Origin of the sequence: Vreelandella glaciei, assembly GCF_013415125.1 — a bacterium.
GTDB lineage: Bacteria > Pseudomonadota > Gammaproteobacteria > Pseudomonadales > Halomonadaceae > Vreelandella > Vreelandella glaciei.
Map to the genome: position 1 here is coordinate 108,175 of NZ_JACCDE010000009.1, position 14,815 is coordinate 122,989.

Annotated in this window: 13 protein-coding genes, 2 pseudogenes and 1 riboswitch; of the genes and pseudogenes, 9 read left to right on the forward strand and 6 right to left on the reverse strand. The window is 54.0% G+C overall.

The window, feature by feature from the left end:
* The 4 genes from rbbA to tenA form a co-directional block, all read right to left on the reverse strand.
* Positions 1 to 2,763 (reverse strand): ribosome-associated ATPase/putative transporter RbbA, encoded by a 2,763-nt coding sequence (rbbA, locus tag HZS80_RS08175; RefSeq protein ID WP_035559371.1) that lies wholly within the window; start codon positions 2,761 to 2,763, stop codon positions 1 to 3.
* Entirely contained in the window at positions 2,760 to 3,836 is a 1,077-nt protein-coding gene (locus HZS80_RS08180) for an HlyD family secretion protein (RefSeq protein WP_035559373.1), read from the reverse strand. Before HZS80_RS08180 ends, rbbA begins: the two co-directional genes overlap by 4 nt.
* 419 nt (positions 3,837 to 4,255) lie before the next feature.
* Positions 4,256 to 6,160, reverse strand: coding sequence for a phosphomethylpyrimidine synthase ThiC (gene thiC / locus HZS80_RS08185; RefSeq protein ID WP_246361812.1), 1,905 nt, complete (start codon positions 6,158 to 6,160; stop codon positions 4,256 to 4,258).
* 26 nt (positions 6,161 to 6,186) lie between these two features.
* Positions 6,187 to 6,855: a thiaminase II gene (tenA, locus tag HZS80_RS08190; protein WP_179915751.1), complete on the reverse strand. Its 669-nt coding sequence runs from the start codon at positions 6,853 to 6,855 to the stop codon at positions 6,187 to 6,189.
* A gap of 79 nt (positions 6,856 to 6,934) precedes the next feature.
* Positions 6,935 to 7,093: riboswitch (TPP riboswitch) on the reverse strand.
* 232 nt (positions 7,094 to 7,325) lie between these two features.
* Here tenA and HZS80_RS08195 point away from each other — a divergent pair.
* The 3 genes from HZS80_RS08195 to HZS80_RS08205 all read left to right on the forward strand — a co-directional run bounded on the left by HZS80_RS08195 (position 7,326) and on the right by HZS80_RS08205 (position 9,556).
* Complete coding sequence (locus HZS80_RS08195) at positions 7,326 to 8,060, forward strand: hypothetical protein (protein WP_179915752.1); 735 nt, start codon at positions 7,326 to 7,328, stop codon at positions 8,058 to 8,060.
* 87 nt (positions 8,061 to 8,147) lie between these two features.
* The gene (locus HZS80_RS08200; protein ID WP_179915753.1) at positions 8,148 to 8,861 is read left to right on the forward strand and encodes an FRG domain-containing protein; all 714 of its coding nucleotides are present in this window, start codon (positions 8,148 to 8,150) and stop codon (positions 8,859 to 8,861) included.
* A 317-nt stretch (positions 8,862 to 9,178) separates the two neighbouring features.
* Positions 9,179 to 9,556, forward strand: coding sequence for an Ltp family lipoprotein (locus tag HZS80_RS08205; protein ID WP_179915754.1), 378 nt, complete (start codon positions 9,179 to 9,181; stop codon positions 9,554 to 9,556).
* 67 nt (positions 9,557 to 9,623) lie between these two features.
* Here HZS80_RS08205 and HZS80_RS08210 read toward each other — a convergent pair whose 3' ends face one another.
* Positions 9,624 to 9,740, reverse strand: a complete 117-nt coding sequence (locus tag HZS80_RS08210) for a type II toxin-antitoxin system YoeB family toxin (RefSeq protein WP_179915778.1) — start codon at positions 9,738 to 9,740, stop codon at positions 9,624 to 9,626.
* A gap of 244 nt (positions 9,741 to 9,984) precedes the next feature.
* On the opposite strand from HZS80_RS08210, the gene HZS80_RS08215 reads away from it, so the two are divergent.
* Positions 9,985 to 10,590, forward strand: coding sequence for a porin family protein (locus tag HZS80_RS08215; RefSeq protein WP_179915755.1), 606 nt, complete (start codon positions 9,985 to 9,987; stop codon positions 10,588 to 10,590).
* Between the two features lie 178 nt (positions 10,591 to 10,768).
* On the opposite strand, the gene HZS80_RS08220 is transcribed toward HZS80_RS08215, so the two are convergent.
* On the reverse strand, positions 10,769 to 11,797 hold the full coding sequence (locus HZS80_RS08220) for an NADP-dependent oxidoreductase (protein ID WP_179915756.1): 1,029 nt from the start codon (positions 11,795 to 11,797) through the stop codon (positions 10,769 to 10,771).
* 107 nt (positions 11,798 to 11,904) lie between these two features.
* On the opposite strand from HZS80_RS08220, the gene HZS80_RS08225 reads away from it, so the two are divergent.
* The 5 genes and pseudogenes from HZS80_RS08225 (at position 11,905) to HZS80_RS24105 (ending at position 14,776) form a co-directional block, all read left to right on the forward strand.
* Complete coding sequence (locus HZS80_RS08225) at positions 11,905 to 12,789, forward strand: LysR family transcriptional regulator (protein WP_246361816.1); 885 nt, start codon at positions 11,905 to 11,907, stop codon at positions 12,787 to 12,789.
* A gap of 204 nt (positions 12,790 to 12,993) precedes the next feature.
* Positions 12,994 to 13,125, forward strand: a pseudogene (locus tag HZS80_RS24095) (IS91 family transposase); the annotation flags it as partial.
* Between the two features lie 322 nt (positions 13,126 to 13,447).
* A complete protein-coding gene (locus tag HZS80_RS08230) occupies positions 13,448 to 13,819 on the forward strand; it encodes a hypothetical protein (RefSeq protein WP_179915758.1) in 372 nt (123 codons plus the stop codon).
* Between the two features lie 127 nt (positions 13,820 to 13,946).
* Positions 13,947 to 14,334 (forward strand): annotated as a pseudogene (locus HZS80_RS24100) (DUF6998 domain-containing protein).
* Positions 14,335 to 14,404: 70 nt separating this feature from the next.
* On the forward strand, positions 14,405 to 14,776 hold the full coding sequence (locus HZS80_RS24105) for a GIY-YIG nuclease family protein (RefSeq protein WP_179915759.1): 372 nt from the start codon (positions 14,405 to 14,407) through the stop codon (positions 14,774 to 14,776).
* Positions 14,777 to 14,815: the final 39 nt, after the last annotated feature.

Consider the following 14,815-nt stretch of genomic DNA (forward strand, 5'->3'; position numbering starts at 1 on the left):
TCAGCTCTCCTGCTTTTTCAGTAGGGCGATCGCCATGCCCATGATCACCGGTACCGCCAGCAGCATCGGCAGGAACGACCCGATAAGGTCACCTAGCCCTAGGGACTTGCTGAATACGCCGCGGCTAATGGTGAACATGTAGCTGGCTGGATAAATATTGCCGATGAGGCGTCCGGTGCCTTCCAGTGAAGAGACCGGATCGGTCAGGCCCGAAAATTGGATGGCGGGAATCAGCGTACCGATCATAGCGAAGAACATAGCGGCGATCTGGCTGCGGGTGACGGTCGAGGCCAGCAGGCCCATGCCGGTGGCGATGATGGAAAATACCAGGGCCGACAGCGCTAGGGTCGGGAAGCTACCGGTGATCGGCACGCCGAACAATGTGATCGCCAGCCCGGTCATCAATAAAAAATTGACCATTGCCAAGCCGATGTAGGGAATTTGCTTGCCGATCAGAAACTCGGCGCGGGTGACAGGGGTGACATAAAGGTTGATGATTGAGCCCATCTCTTTTTCACGCACCACCGAGAGTGCCGTGAGCATTGCCGGCAACATCAGCAACAGCAGTGGAATCACGGCAGGAACCATTGCTGGCAGGCTCTGAATATCAGGATTGTAGCGGTAGCGGTTCTCGATATTGGCTGCCGCTGCGCTGGCGGCGGTTCCGGATTGCCTTGCTTGCGCCAGCAGCCACTGCTGGTGGATGCCCTGTACGTAGCCTTGCACGGTTTCGGCGCGTTGAGGCATGGCGCCGTCGATCCATGCTCCGATCTCGACATTGTGGCCACGCTTTACATCATGACCAAACCCGGGGGGAATTTCGATTGCCAGGGATAGCTCCCCGCTGCGCATACGTCGATCCAACGCGGCATAGTCTGAGATAGGCGGGCGCTCTCTAAAGTAATGGGGCGATCCCGAGAGGTTCAGCGCGTAGCTCTGACTTAGCGACGTCTGGTCGCGGTCAAGGATGGCGTAGCTGAGCTCCTCCACGTCCATGCTGATGCCAAAACCCATAACGAACATCAGGATCAGCGAGCCAACCAGCGCCAGGGTCGCACGCACCGGATCGCGGCGTAGTTCGAGAGTTTCGCGCCACATGTAGCTGAGCATTCGCTGGAGGCTGAAGCGCCGGTGGCGCGGTGCGCCGTGCTGGGGCGCTTCGGCGACGAGCGGCGAGGGGGGAGCGGCTTCCTGGGGCAAGGCCTCTTGTGTGGAACTCTCCTGATCGGCGCCAGCCTCGAGCAGGTAGCCGATAAAGGCGTCCTCCAGCGTCGCTGCCCCTCGCTTTTCGATCAGTGCCGCCGGTGTGTCGCTGTCGAGGACTTTACCTGCATGCATCATCGACATGCGGTCGCAGCGCTCGGCCTCGTTCATGAAGTGGGTGGAGATGAAGATCGTCACCCGGTCGCGGCGCGACAGTTCGATCAGCAGGCGCCAGAAGGCATCGCGGGCGATGGGATCGACCCCCGAGGTGGGTTCGTCCAGAACCAGCAGTTCGGGTTCGTGAACCATTGCCACTGCCAGAGAAAGCCGTTGACGCATGCCGAGAGGAAGACTCTCCGGCAGGGTATCGAGAACCTCCTCGAGGCCGAAGCGTTCGACCATCTCGGCGACCCTTGCCGGGATGGCACTCTTGGCAATCTGGAACAGACGCGCATGCAGTACCAGGTTCTGATGTACGGTCAGCTCGCCGTATAGTGAAAATGCCTGGGACATGTAGCCGACCCGGCGTCGGGTGTCGATGTCGCGGGGATTGACTTCCTGGCCGAACAGCCAGGCCTGGCCTTCGCTGGCGGACAGCAGTCCTGTGAGCATCTTCATGGTCGTCGACTTGCCACAGCCGTTGGAGCCGAGAAAGCCGAATATCTCGCCACGCCGGATGCGGAAGCTGACATGGTCGACGGCAACGAAGTCACCGAAACGCATGGTGAGGTCCTTGGCCTCGATGGCGACTTCATTGTCATCCTGTGCCAGCGGCGGGATGTGCACCGGTGCATAGCCGCGCTTCTTTTCTTCCGGCAACAGCTCGATGAACGCCATTTCCAGGGAGTCGCTGTGGGTGAGTGCAAGTAGTTGCTGCGGGGAGCCGGTGGCAAGTTTTTTGCCGGCGTCCATAGCCACCAACCAGTCGAAACGCTGGGCTTCGTCCATGTACGCGGTGGCGACCAACACACTCATTTGAGGGCGGTCAACACGAATGCTTGCAATTAACTCCCAGAACTGGGCGCGGGCCAGCGGATCCACGCCAGTCGTGGGCTCGTCGAGAATCAGCAGGTCGGGATCGTGAATCAGCGCGCAGCAGAGTCCGAGCTTCTGCTTCATGCCGCCAGAGAGTTTGCCAGCGGGTCGCTCGAGGAAGGTATATAGCCCGGTGCTGCGGGTCAGGTCGTCGATACGACGCCTGCGTTCACCGGCTCCGTGGCCGAATAATCGGGCGAAGAACTGCAAGTTCTCCTCCACCGAGAGCGTAGGGTAGAGGTTCTTACCTAGCCCTTGTGGCATATAGGCGATGCGCGGGCCAACTGAGTTACGGTGGTGCTTGTCGCTCATGTCGCCGCCCAGCACCTTGATCACACCCTGTTGCACGGCACGAGCGCCGGCCAGCAGCGACAGTAGGCTGGATTTGCCGACGCCATCCGGGCCAATCAGCCCGACCATACAGCCGGACGGCACTGCCAGATCCAGCGCGTCCAGGGCTATGGTGCGGCCGTAGCGTAAGGTGAGCGCGCTGACTTGGGCTACGGGTTGCGTCTTCTCGCTCATGGGGTGACGTTGACCTCTAGGTGGTCGGGCCAGGTGGCGTCATCCTCGAGCTTCAGGTAGGCCATGCCGGGCAGGCCTGTTTTGACCTGCTCGATATGCTCAAGCAGCAACTTTGGATCGATCTGGGCGCGCACGCGGAACATCAGTTTCTCGCGTTCGCTCTCGGTTTCCACGGTCTTGGGGGTGAATTGGGCGACGCTGGCCACGAAACTCACTCGCGCCGGGATCACGAAGTCAGGGGCAGCGTCCAGCACCAGGCGTACCTCGTCGCCAATGCCCACCCGACCAGCATCTCGAGTGGGCATAAAAAAGGTCATGTAGACCTTGGTGAGGTCGATCAGGTTGAGTACCTTGCCACCGGCACCGAGCACCTCGCCCGGTTCGGCCACCCGGAGCTGTACGCGGGCCAAACGGTCGGCTTTGAGCTCGCTGTCGTCAAGGTCGGCCTCAATGCGCTGGATCGCGGCAAGGGTGGCTTCTATCTCTGACTCGGCCTCAATGACCTGGGATTCGGAAGCGCGGATGGCGGCCTGAGCGGAGAGTACCTGGGCATTGGCTGAGGCCAGGGCGGCCTGCTGGCTCTGGTAGTCGGCCAAGCTATCGTCGAACTGCTGGCGAGAGATGGCGTTGCGCTCCACTAGGCTGGCTGAACGCTCGTAGCGCTTGCGAGAGGCGTTTAGTTCTGCCTGGCGCTGGTTGACGATGGCTCTGGCGGTTTCCAGCTCGCTCTGGCGCATGGCTACCATGGCTCGAGCTGTCTCCAGGGCGTTTTCGGCCCGGCGGGACTGTGCGCTGGCCTGAGCCAGCTCAGCCTCCAGGGTGGCGGTATCCATACGGGCGACCACTTGGCCGGGATCGACGAACTCACCTTCCTCGACCAGTACTTCCTCGAGGCGGCCAGCGACCCGGGTGGCGATATCGATCTCGGTGGCTTCGATGCGCCCATTGCCTTGGGTGATGCCCTCGCCTAGGCCCTCCGGCTGCAGTTCCCACCAGGTCAACCAGGCCGCGATGCCTATAACAACTATGGCTGCTAGGCCCTTGAACCACTGGCTTTTACTGCTGAACTTCATAATGTTGCATCCTCGGTTGGCGGATGGCCAGACGATTGATGAGCAGCTCAGAGGATGGGCCAGGGCCAAAGGGCTTAAGCTCGTCGTTCTGAGCCAGCGGTGGCGCATCACAGAGCGTAATAAACGGATTCTATTATCCTATTATTATTAATTGTGATTTTGATTTAGGTCAATTAAATACCGACTAGTCGGTATTTAATTGATAGTATTTGCTATGAGCTGGGCAGCTATAACCAAGGTTTTTTTCGTCACTCTCAAATGTTAAATGAGCTGCGTTGCGTAAAACTACTGTTAAGCCATACTCTTGGGGCAGCGCTAGAAAACAAAGGAGCACACAAGCGATGGGAGGTTGCGGCCATTTTTTAGCGCTGCCCAGGGAAAAGCCGCAGCAAGTAGTAAATTATCGTGCGTTGGTAGATTTAAACTTCCTGATACAGCTCGCTCCCTTTGTTGCGAAACTTCTCCGCCTGCTCTTCCATGCCTTTCATTACCGCTTCCTGATCCCCGTTTAGGCCATGCTCGTTGGCATAGTCACGCACTTCCTGACTGATCTTCATCGAGCAGAACTTCGGCCCACACATGGAGCAGAAGTGGGCCACCTTGGCGGAATCTTTCGGCAGGGTTTCGTCGTGGTATTCACGGGCGGTGTCCGGGTCTAGGCCCAGGTTGAACTGGTCTTCCCAGCGGAACTCGAAACGCGCTTTGGAGAGCGCGTTATCACGCCGCTGCGCCGCCGGGTGGCCCTTGGCCAAGTCCGCTGCATGGGCGGCAATCTTATAGGTGATAATGCCGGTTTTGACATCGTCTTTATTGGGCAGGCCCAGGTGCTCTTTCGGCGTGACATAGCAGAGCATCGCGCAGCCAAACCAGCCGATCATCGCCGCCCCAATGCCGGAGGTAATGTGGTCGTAGCCGGGGGCGATATCGGTCACCAGCGGCCCCAAGGTGTAAAAGGGCGCTTCGTCGCAATACTCCAACTGCTTATCCATGTTCTCTTTCACCAAGTGCATGGGCACATGGCCGGGGCCTTCGATCATTACCTGCACATCGTGCTTCCAGGCAATGTGGGTGAGCTCGCCGAGGGTTTTCAGCTCCGCCATTTGCGCTTCGTCGTTGGCATCGGCAATGGAGCCGGGGCGCAGGCCATCGCCGAGCGAGAACGCCACATCGTACTGCTTGCAGAGCTCGCAGATCTCCTCGAAGTGGGTATACAGGAAGCTTTCCTGATGGTGATACAAACACCACTTCGCCATGATTGAGCCGCCGCGGCTGACAATGCCGGTGACCCGCTTGGCGGTGAGCGGCACATAGCGCAACAGCACGCCCGCGTGAATGGTGAAGTAGTCCACGCCCTGTTCGGCCTGCTCGATCAGCGTATCGCGGAAGACTTCCCAGGTGAGGTCTTCGGCCACGCCGTTGACCTTTTCCAGCGCCTGATAGATAGGCACCGTGCCAATCGGCACCGGCGAGTTGCGCAAGATCCACTCGCGGGTTTCGTGAATGTTCTGGCCAGTGGAGAGATCCATAATGGTATCCGCGCCCCAGCGGATACCCCAGGTCATCTTATCCACTTCTTCCTCAATTGAAGAAGTCACCGCTGAGTTGCCCAGGTTGCCGTTAATCTTGACCAGGAAGTTACGGCCAATAATCATCGGCTCGCTTTCCGGGTGGTTGATGTTATTGGGAATAATCGCCCGGCCGCGGGCGACTTCATCACGCACGAATTCAGGGGTAATCGCATCCGGCAAGCTAGCGCCAAAGCTTTGGCCGGAGTGCTGGTGGCCTAGAATGCGCTCCACCTCAGCGGTACCTAACGTTTGGCGACGCTGGTTTTCACGCAGGGCGATAAACTCCATTTCCGGGGTAATAGTCCCTTGGCGGGCGTAGTGCAGTTGGGTCACGTTCTTGCCGGCTTTGGCCCGGCGCGGAGTGCGAGTTAAATCAAAGCGCAGCTGGGCAAGGGTTGGGTCGTTGGCGCGGCGGTTGCCGTAATCCGACGTGGGGCCTGATAGGAATTCGGTATCGTCCCGCGCTTCAATCCAAGCGCGGCGCAGGGCGGGCAAGCCCTGACGTAGATCAATCTGAGCATCGGGGTCGGTATAGGGGCCGGAGGTGTCGTACACCAGCAGCGGCGGGTTCTCTTCGTCAATGCTGCTGGTTTTGGTGGGCGAGAGGGTGATTTCCCGAAACGGCACGCGAATATCCGGCCGCGAGCCTTCCACGTACACCTTGCGCGAAGCGGGCAGCGGCGCAATGGCGGCGGCATCGACCTGGGCGGTTTCGGCTAAAAAGTGAGCGGTTTTACTTTTAACGGTCTTAATCATTACGGTGTCCTTATCGTTGTTGGTCATTATTCAGAAAGGTCTAAGCCCATCTGCCAAAAGTCGATTTCCAGGCGGGTGGCATCGCGGAAGATCTTGCTTAGTTCGGCAAAGCGGGCGGGGGTGACATCGGCAAGGCGGGCATTGAGCCATTCGAGCTCCGCCTGCATGGCGGCCTGAAACTCCTCGCCTTCGTACATGGCAATCCAGGCGTCATAAGAGTTTTGTGCACCGCGCAGGGTGGAAGGCTGGGCGTTCAGCCAGTTGGCGATTTCGCCATAGCCCACCAAGCAGGGGGCCAGCGCCACATGCAGATCCAGCAGGTCGCCGCGGTTACCGGTATCCAATACATAGCGGGTGTAAGCCAGCGTGGCCCTGGCTTCGGGGAGTTCCGCCAGCTCCTGCTCGGAAATCCCCCACTCCTGGCAAAAGCCCACGTGTAGGCCCAACTCCACATCCACAATGGCTTTTAAACCTTCATGAGCTTGGCGCAGATCCGCCAGGGTGGGGCTTTTATAGGCTGCCAGCGCGTAGGCGCGGGCAAAGTGGATCAAAAACAGGTAATCCTGCTTTAAGTAGTGGCGAAACGACGCCTCAGGCAGCGTGGCATTGCCCAACTGACGCACAAAATCGTGCTCAATGTAGGCGCGCCAATCGTCTTGGCAGGCGGTGGTGAGATCGGTAAAGCGGTAGCCCATGATGCCTCCGGTGGTAATGATCCGGAGGGCAGGCGAAAAAGATCGAGGGAATGGCACGGAAGGGAGGCGAGAAGGTGCGCCGCGGCCATCGCTTGATCCCTACGCCGGTACCCGCGCCGCAATTCATAAAGCAGCGCATTAGCCGGATCAGGTTCAGCGGGACCAGCGCTCGGTAGTATCAAGTAGATACGCCCTGCGCCATCTCAGCCGGATATCACCGGCACCCCGTCAAGCTGTTCGTTGGTGGAGTGTAGGAGGCGGGTGGGAGAGATGCAAGGGGGTGATTGGATAGAGAATCGCTCAAGCAAGCGAATTTTAGATACAAAGCCAAAATTTTCTTTGCTACCTGAAGAATCAATGGGGTAGGGTTAATTTTGGTGGCTGTATAACTTCAATCAATGCGCACTCACGTTCATTAAGGTTATGCAGCGAGGTATATAATCGCTAATTATAATTCATAGGAGAGTCATATGCCTGAAACAAAAACACACCAGAGATTCCGAAGTAGAGCAGAACAACTCGAAATGTATCTTGAAGCAATGGATGCGGCGGCACGGGTGACCTTCAATATGCTTGGGCATAAAGAGCACGAAGGGAAAAATGTGGATGATGCGCTTCCAATTAAATGTGATAACTACACAAGATTAAATCATCCGGTATCTCACCGATCTAGAGTATATAATTATTGTCGCTCTAAAAACACTCTGTCTGCTATAGTAGAAGTGTTTGGATTCTTCTCTGAATACATGAGGGATGTTCTCAAAGAGATTTACATCACCAATCCAATGGCAGTTGTCGGTAAGTCAAATAAACAACTTAACTTAACGTTCACTGATATTTCCAAGTTCGTCACTTTAAATGAATTGCATAAAAAAATGGTTGACGATGTTTTTAGAAGTATCGAGGATGAACGAAGTACCATAAAGTTAATCGACAGAATATTAAAGGATACTGGTGCCAATATCTCATCAGCCGACAAAGGCTCTGTATTGCCTTATTTGGAACTAAGACATCTAATTATTCACAACAATAGCAAGGTAGATCGAGCCTTTGAAGATAAGTACGGAGCCCTGTTCTCATTAAAGGCTGGAGACAAAGTGCCGTCAAAATTTAATGTCGCCGATACCGCTATCGAAAAAATTATCCCATTTATTAAAAAGGTTGATAGTGAGTTTATTAGGCTAAGTTTAGTTTCGGCAATATGATTTATAACAATGCCATACTTTCGGACCCTTCACTTGCTGCGCTCGTTCAGGTGCGGTGATGGCGATGTTAGTTTGAAGAGGATACCTGTGAAAGAAATAAGAGTTAAATCGTTCTCAGAGCTACACGAGGCTCTGAGCGGATATAGAAAGGATAACCGCTGGGTTTTCCGTGGTCATGGCGACGTTGAGTGGGAATTGCTTCCAAAAGCTGGGCGGAAACCTTATTCAGAGAAGTATGATTTAGATTATTTCGACGCTTGGAAGAGGCGAGCGGTTGAGTTTATTCTTGGTGAGAAACCTAAAAATGACTGGGAGTGGTTGGCTATTGCCCAGCATCATGGCTTGCCTACAAGGTTAATGGATTGGACGTATAACCCGTTAGTAGCAGCGTATTTTGCGACTTTGGAAGTATCCAGGTCCGATGCGGTTATTTACTGTCACATTCCAGATTTTGTCCTGATACCAGAGAGCACTACGCCTAGACAATACAAACAGGTTTCATTGTTAAAGCCAAGTGCTGTGGTGCCGAGGATTAGTAGGCAAAGCGGTTTATTTACAGTCCATGGTGAACCTACCACTCCTATGGAAAAGCAGGTATCAGATGACAGCATTGAAAAAATAATTATCGATAAATATTACCGTAAAAAGCTCCAGTTTGAGCTGAACCATTATGGGATCAACAAACTCAACTTGTTCTCTGACTTAGACGGATTATCTGCGCATTTGTGTTGGACTTTAGAGAATCGAAATTATTGGACAAACAACGAAGAGTTTATGCAGGCGTTGGAAAATTTAAGCTAATGAGTGTTAAAGAAGGGATGTGCCGCTTGTCATTTTGAGTATGCGTTGCTTGCGGTAAGTTGGTTTGTGCGGCCTAGCCCTTAATGTGGCGTTATATTTTAGAGGAAGCATGAACGTAATTAAGCATGGGTGGCAATATCTGGGTATGCATTTTTTGGCAAAGCATTGCGCCATTGGTTCTCCCGTACTTTTATGCGTCGATTGTTCATTAGAATTTTTTCCGGACTACTTGGTAGTGCTGTGGTTGGGCTTTTGCTGGCGCGCCGTGAGTAAACTAGAGATTAGGGCCACCCGGATTTACACATGGAGAAATGACAATGAAAATATTGAAATTAGCGATGATTATGGCCTTGTTTGCCGCCACGCCGACATGGGCGGAAAGCCTTACGGGGCCTCAGAATAATGCCGTAAGATCTGCGAATCTATATCTCAGCATGCAAGGCTTCTCACGGAGCGGGCTTATTCAGCAGCTCTCTTCAGACTTTGGCGATGGTTATGAGGTTGCCGACGCTACCGCAGCCGTGGATAGCCTCGATGTTGACTGGAACAAGCAAGCGGTGAAGTCTGCGAAGCAGTATCTCAATATGATGGGCTTCTCTTGCCAAGGTCTTACTGAGCAACTTTCATCCAGTGCAGGCGATGGGTATACCGAGAGCCAAGCCACCTATGGGGCACGGCAAGCGGGCGCTTGCTAATAACCGTAAGTCCTGGCAAATCGCTCAAGAATCGACGTGCTTACGTGCAGCCAAACGTAACGTTAAATCAGTAGTGATACCGGAGCAGGGCAATAAGCAAAGCGTCATCCGTGATTTTATAAACCATTCGGTGCTCTTCGTTAATTCGACGAGACCAATAACCGGCAATGCTCGCAATATTGATGAACCGTTTTCGGCTCTGGAGTCGATGACAGAAGCGCCTCTACCTTCCCGGTAGAGGCGCTTTTCTGAAACAAAAACTTACCTTTCGTAACTGAAGCCTCCTTGTTGTCGAACAGTGTTCTTCCTATGTTTGATACGTGTAAATCAAACGACTATCACCTTGCGTGAATCAAGGCAGGATCGCCTTTCAATACCATGACGGTTCATAGAATCGTTCACAGTAAGTCGTCACAAGGAGAATACACGTGAAAGTCAGAACCCTACTTACCGCCTCGTTTGCCTCTACCGCTCTGCTCGCCACGGCACCTTCGGCATTCGCCGCACCCAATGCTGATGGACTCTATCTGGGCATCGGTACCGGATTCAGCTCGCTGGAGAACGACGACGACGAAGTCGGCGATTTCATCTCCGATGGTGCCGAAGATTTTGATCTGGATGATGAAGAAGACAACGGCTTTAAAGGTTTCGTCGGCTACGAATTCAATCCTTACTTCGCTACCGAAATCTTCTATGCCGATCTTGGTCGTACGCGTCTGAGGGGTAACAGTGACGCCAATACCGATTTGGAATCCGACGCCTACGGGGCGAGTCTGGTCGGTCAATTGCCCATCACCTCCTGGTTTACCGCCTTTGCCAAGGCCGGTGTGGCCAAGTGGCAAACCGACGTCGACGGTAACCTTGGCGGGGCTAGCGTTGATCTTGAAGATCAGGACGGTACCGATCCGGTCTACGGTGTCGGCGCGCAGTTCAACTTCGATCCCTTCCTGGTTCGTGCCGAATACGAGCGCTACGACTTCGACAGCGACTATAAGATCGACTCCTTTACCGCGTCAGCCGGTTTCCGTTTCTAACCGTCAATTTGTTTTGCCATGTGCGATATCGGCGCCGGGGCGAGCCCCGGCGCTGCCGTTTTATCTCGCACAACCCTCGCATACTTCCAGGCGGCACGCCGCCAGCGTTGCTAAGGCCCTGATGATCATGGGTGAATAGTCTTCACAGACCTGCTCCCTGGATTTTGCTAGATTGGTTCTAGCGGCCGTAGTGCCTAACGATAAACACGACCTTACCTTGAACGCCGCCTTGCATGGCTCTCTGATGCGCAGCCGATGCTTCTGCCAACGAATAGGTACTGTCGATCACGACCCGAATGGTGTGGTCGTCAAGCAAGCGACCGGCCTGTGCCAGCAGCATTCCGTTTGAGTGCACCTGTAGTGAGGAAACCGTAATCCCTAGCCTGTCGGCTTCATCCCTGGCAGAAAAGTCCAAGGGGTTGACCAGAAAGAGCGAGCCGCTTGGTTTAATAATGCTGAGAAAGCGTTCCATGTTCGGCCCACCCACAGCGTCAAGCACCAGATCCACGTCATGTGCGACCGTTTCGGCGGCTGCCTTGGTGTAATCAATGAAGTCGTCAGCGCCCAGCTCGCGAAGCAGCTCTTCATGCTTGCCTGAGGCAACCGCGATCACATGCGCCCCTTTCCATTTAGCGACTTGAACCGCTAAATGCCCCACGCCACCGCCAGCCCCATTGATCAAGACGGTCTTGCCTTCGAGCGGGACAGGCACATGCCGGAATGCCTGGAATGGGTTGGGTCGGTCTTGACCAGGGTCAACCAGAAACTGCCAGGCAGTAAGCAGTGACATCGGGGCACCTGCTGCCTCGACATGAGAAATGCTCTTTGGCTTCAACGCTAGTTGGCTTTCAGGAACGCTGACATATTCGGCATAGGCGCCGCTGCCCGTCATCAGGTCTTCGGGAAAACGCACCATTGCAAAGACGTGGTCACCTACGCTGACCTTGAAAACCTCGTCGCCAATGGCAGCAACGACGCCTGACACATCAGTGCCTAATATCATCGGGAAGTGTGGGCTAGGCTGCCATTCTGGCGGTAGCGCCCGATAGCCGTCGCGCAGGTAAAGGTCTGGTGGGTTAATGCTTGCCGCATGAACTTGGATAAGCACTTCACCGGCTTGTACTTCGGGGCGAGGCGTATCTTCGTAACGCAAGACCTCTGGGCCACCGAAACTATGCAGCTGCACTGCTTTCATCATCTCGTTCATCACAACCTCACTCAAGAATAGTCACAAGACAAAGTGTAAGGAGGTTCCTTGCCGTTGATAATGGTGCGTAGATTCGTTTTAATAGTTCCATGAAGGAACAAATCGGATTGGAACGCCTCACGGGGCTTATCGCATTTGCACGCGCCGGCTCTTTAGGCAGCTACACCGCTGCGGCGCGCTCGCTGTCTGTTTCGCCCTCTGCGATCAGTAAAAGCATCCAGCGGTTGGAGCGTCACTTCGGCGTCTCTCTTTTCACGCGTACGACACGCTCGCTGTCTTTCACGGCCGAGGGCCGCGACTTGCATGGGCGTGTGCTAGAGCTGCTGCGCCAGGCAGAAGAAATAGAGCAGGTAGTGAAGTCTGCTCGTTCCGAGCCCGCAGGCACGTTACGAATTGCGACATCACTTCCACTGGGTCTGCACCTGATTGTTCCTGCTATTACGGACTTTCGAACACGCTACCCAAAGGTGACGATCGACCTGCGGCTGAGCGACCACATCGTCGGTATGGTTGAAGAGAGCATTGATCTTGCAGTGCGGATCGGTGACCTTGCGGATTCGTCACTGTTGTCCAGGCGACTCTCACCTTACAGGCTCTCTTGCTACGCTTCGCCAGACTACCTGGCTAGGTATGGTGCTCCCGAGCATCCAGATGAACTGGTGGAGCACGAAACGATCAATTTGCGCTACCAAAGTACGGGGCAAATGTTTCGCTGGCCGTTCCGGATCGGTGAGAAGGAGGTCGAGATAGTGCCATCTTCCCCTGTCATCGTTGATTCAAGCGAAGCTGTCATAGCCGCTATGACAGCGGGGGCAGGCATTGGTATGGCTGCAAGTTTCATGGCTGCCCCGCGGGTTAGGCGAAAGGAACTGGTGCCACTCCTGCCCGACTTCGATGTAGAGCGGCATAATATCGTTGCACTATGGCCGCAGAGTCGTCGCACCAACCCCGCTGTACGCGCCTTTATCGATATGTTGATCGAAAGACTCTGAATAGATTGGTGTCGTTTCGATGAGTGCTATTTTGACGGCGGCTGCTGGCCGAAAGCTCACCAGTATTGTTGTTCCCCGTTCCTTTGCAACCGTGTGGCATCTACAGCCAGCGTGGCCAGTTGTGTGTCGCGCAGGGCAAGGGCAAGATCGCATTGGTGTTGCTACCGGCGGCCCTGATCGATCGCTTGCGCGATACTGGCGTGCCTATTCACGCTGCCGCACAGCCTTAATGGCTGGGTTCAGCTTCATCCTGAGGTGATTCACCGGTTGCTGTCCCAGAGTGCTTGGCACACGTTGCGTACTTTCGGACGAAAACCCAAACGCCTTGACGGCGAGTCCATCCCCTTACAGCAGACTTGGCTATCCGGCCCGCTAGCGGGTCGTGGCTAAGCTCGTCCCTATGATGGATTTTAGCCATCAGGCGCGCTACATTGGGTTAACTTAGGTTCGGGGACACTGAAAATGATGGCGAAACTCACCACTAGAGCGCGTTACGACAGACATGTATACACACGGCTTGGTACCTCAGGCCGCCTGTCAGTCAATACAGTCCCCTATTAAATAGCTACCGGATGGACGCGCCTTAGTCCAACAGGCATTTATACGCCATGCTCCGCACAGCGTATAAATGCTTAACTGTTAGAAATCACGGATAAATATGAGCAATAACTGGCATCAAGAAGAAACTTATAAATCCATGATCCAGATTAGCTCTGTTGTCATGAAATTTATTTTCACTGCAAATGGAGGCGCTGCTGTTGCGTTGCTTACATTCATGGGGCAGCTACGTGCAAAGGATATTGCGCCTCCAGAGCTATCTTGTGCGCTTTTGTTCTTTTTGCTTGGTGTATTATTTGGTGGTTTAACAGCAGCTTTTAGCTACATGACGCAACTCACTCTGTTCAGAGAAGGTAAAAGTGAGTTACCCCCAAATAAACATCACATACCAATGCGTATTGCTGCATTATTTGCGTTATTTGGCATAGTATCTTTCGGTGTGGGCTCATGGTTAGCTGTCGGTGCCATATAATTTCTAACAAGTTGCAGCAGTTCGTACCTCGCGCCGCTGTGCAAAGCGTTAAATGCCTATGATCGATCAAGATAAACTCCGGGCCTTGGTTAAGCAGCTCTATACCACGGTCAACGAGTTAGAGGCCATGTTTCCGGACAGACACTTCACCCCGGATGGCCATATGGTTGGCAGTTTAGGTGAATGCCTCGTGGCCGACGCATACAATCTCGATCTCAAGACGGCATCCAACAAAGGCTATGACGCTGTCACCGAAAGCGGCTTGGAAGTTGAGATCAAGGCTACGCAATCCAACTCTGTTGCATTCCCGGGGGCAGCCGCAGCATACGATTATCATTAAGATCCTGCCTGACGGTACATTTGAGGAAATCTACAACGGGCCAGGAGCCCTTGTTTGGGAGCAGTTCAAAGGGAAACAACTACCGAGTAACGGCCAGTTTCAAATCTCTCTTAACAAACTCCGGCAACTCAATCAAACAGTGACTCAAGCAGACCTTGTACCTAGAGCCATTTAACAGGGCACATCAGTTCGTGGTCGATGGTTGCCGTCAGCGTTAGCTATTTTTGAGATAAAAAGTAGGTTGAATGACTAGAAGAAAAGCAAATCAATACTTTCACGTTTACATCCTCGTTAGCCAAAGTGCTGAGAGCGTGGTTAAGGTGGGCAAGGCAAATAATCTCAGCCGCACTCGTTCACTTGCTCGTATGGGATACGCTGGAAGACATGATTGGTCACACATTGCGAGCTTTCCCATGAATTCGAATCATGAAGCTCTAGCACTGGAAAGTCTGGTTATCGCCAAACTATCCAATCAAGGCTATAAGCTACCAAGGATGTCCTGGACAAACCTTATTAACGGAAAGCCTAGCTATGCGGACGAGTGCTTTTCGTGCAGTGCAGAGCATGCAATAACCGTAGCCAATGAGATGGCATCGCTAATAGAGCAACACATTTGAAGCTGTGGCTACAGCTAACAAGGCACATCAGTTCGCCGC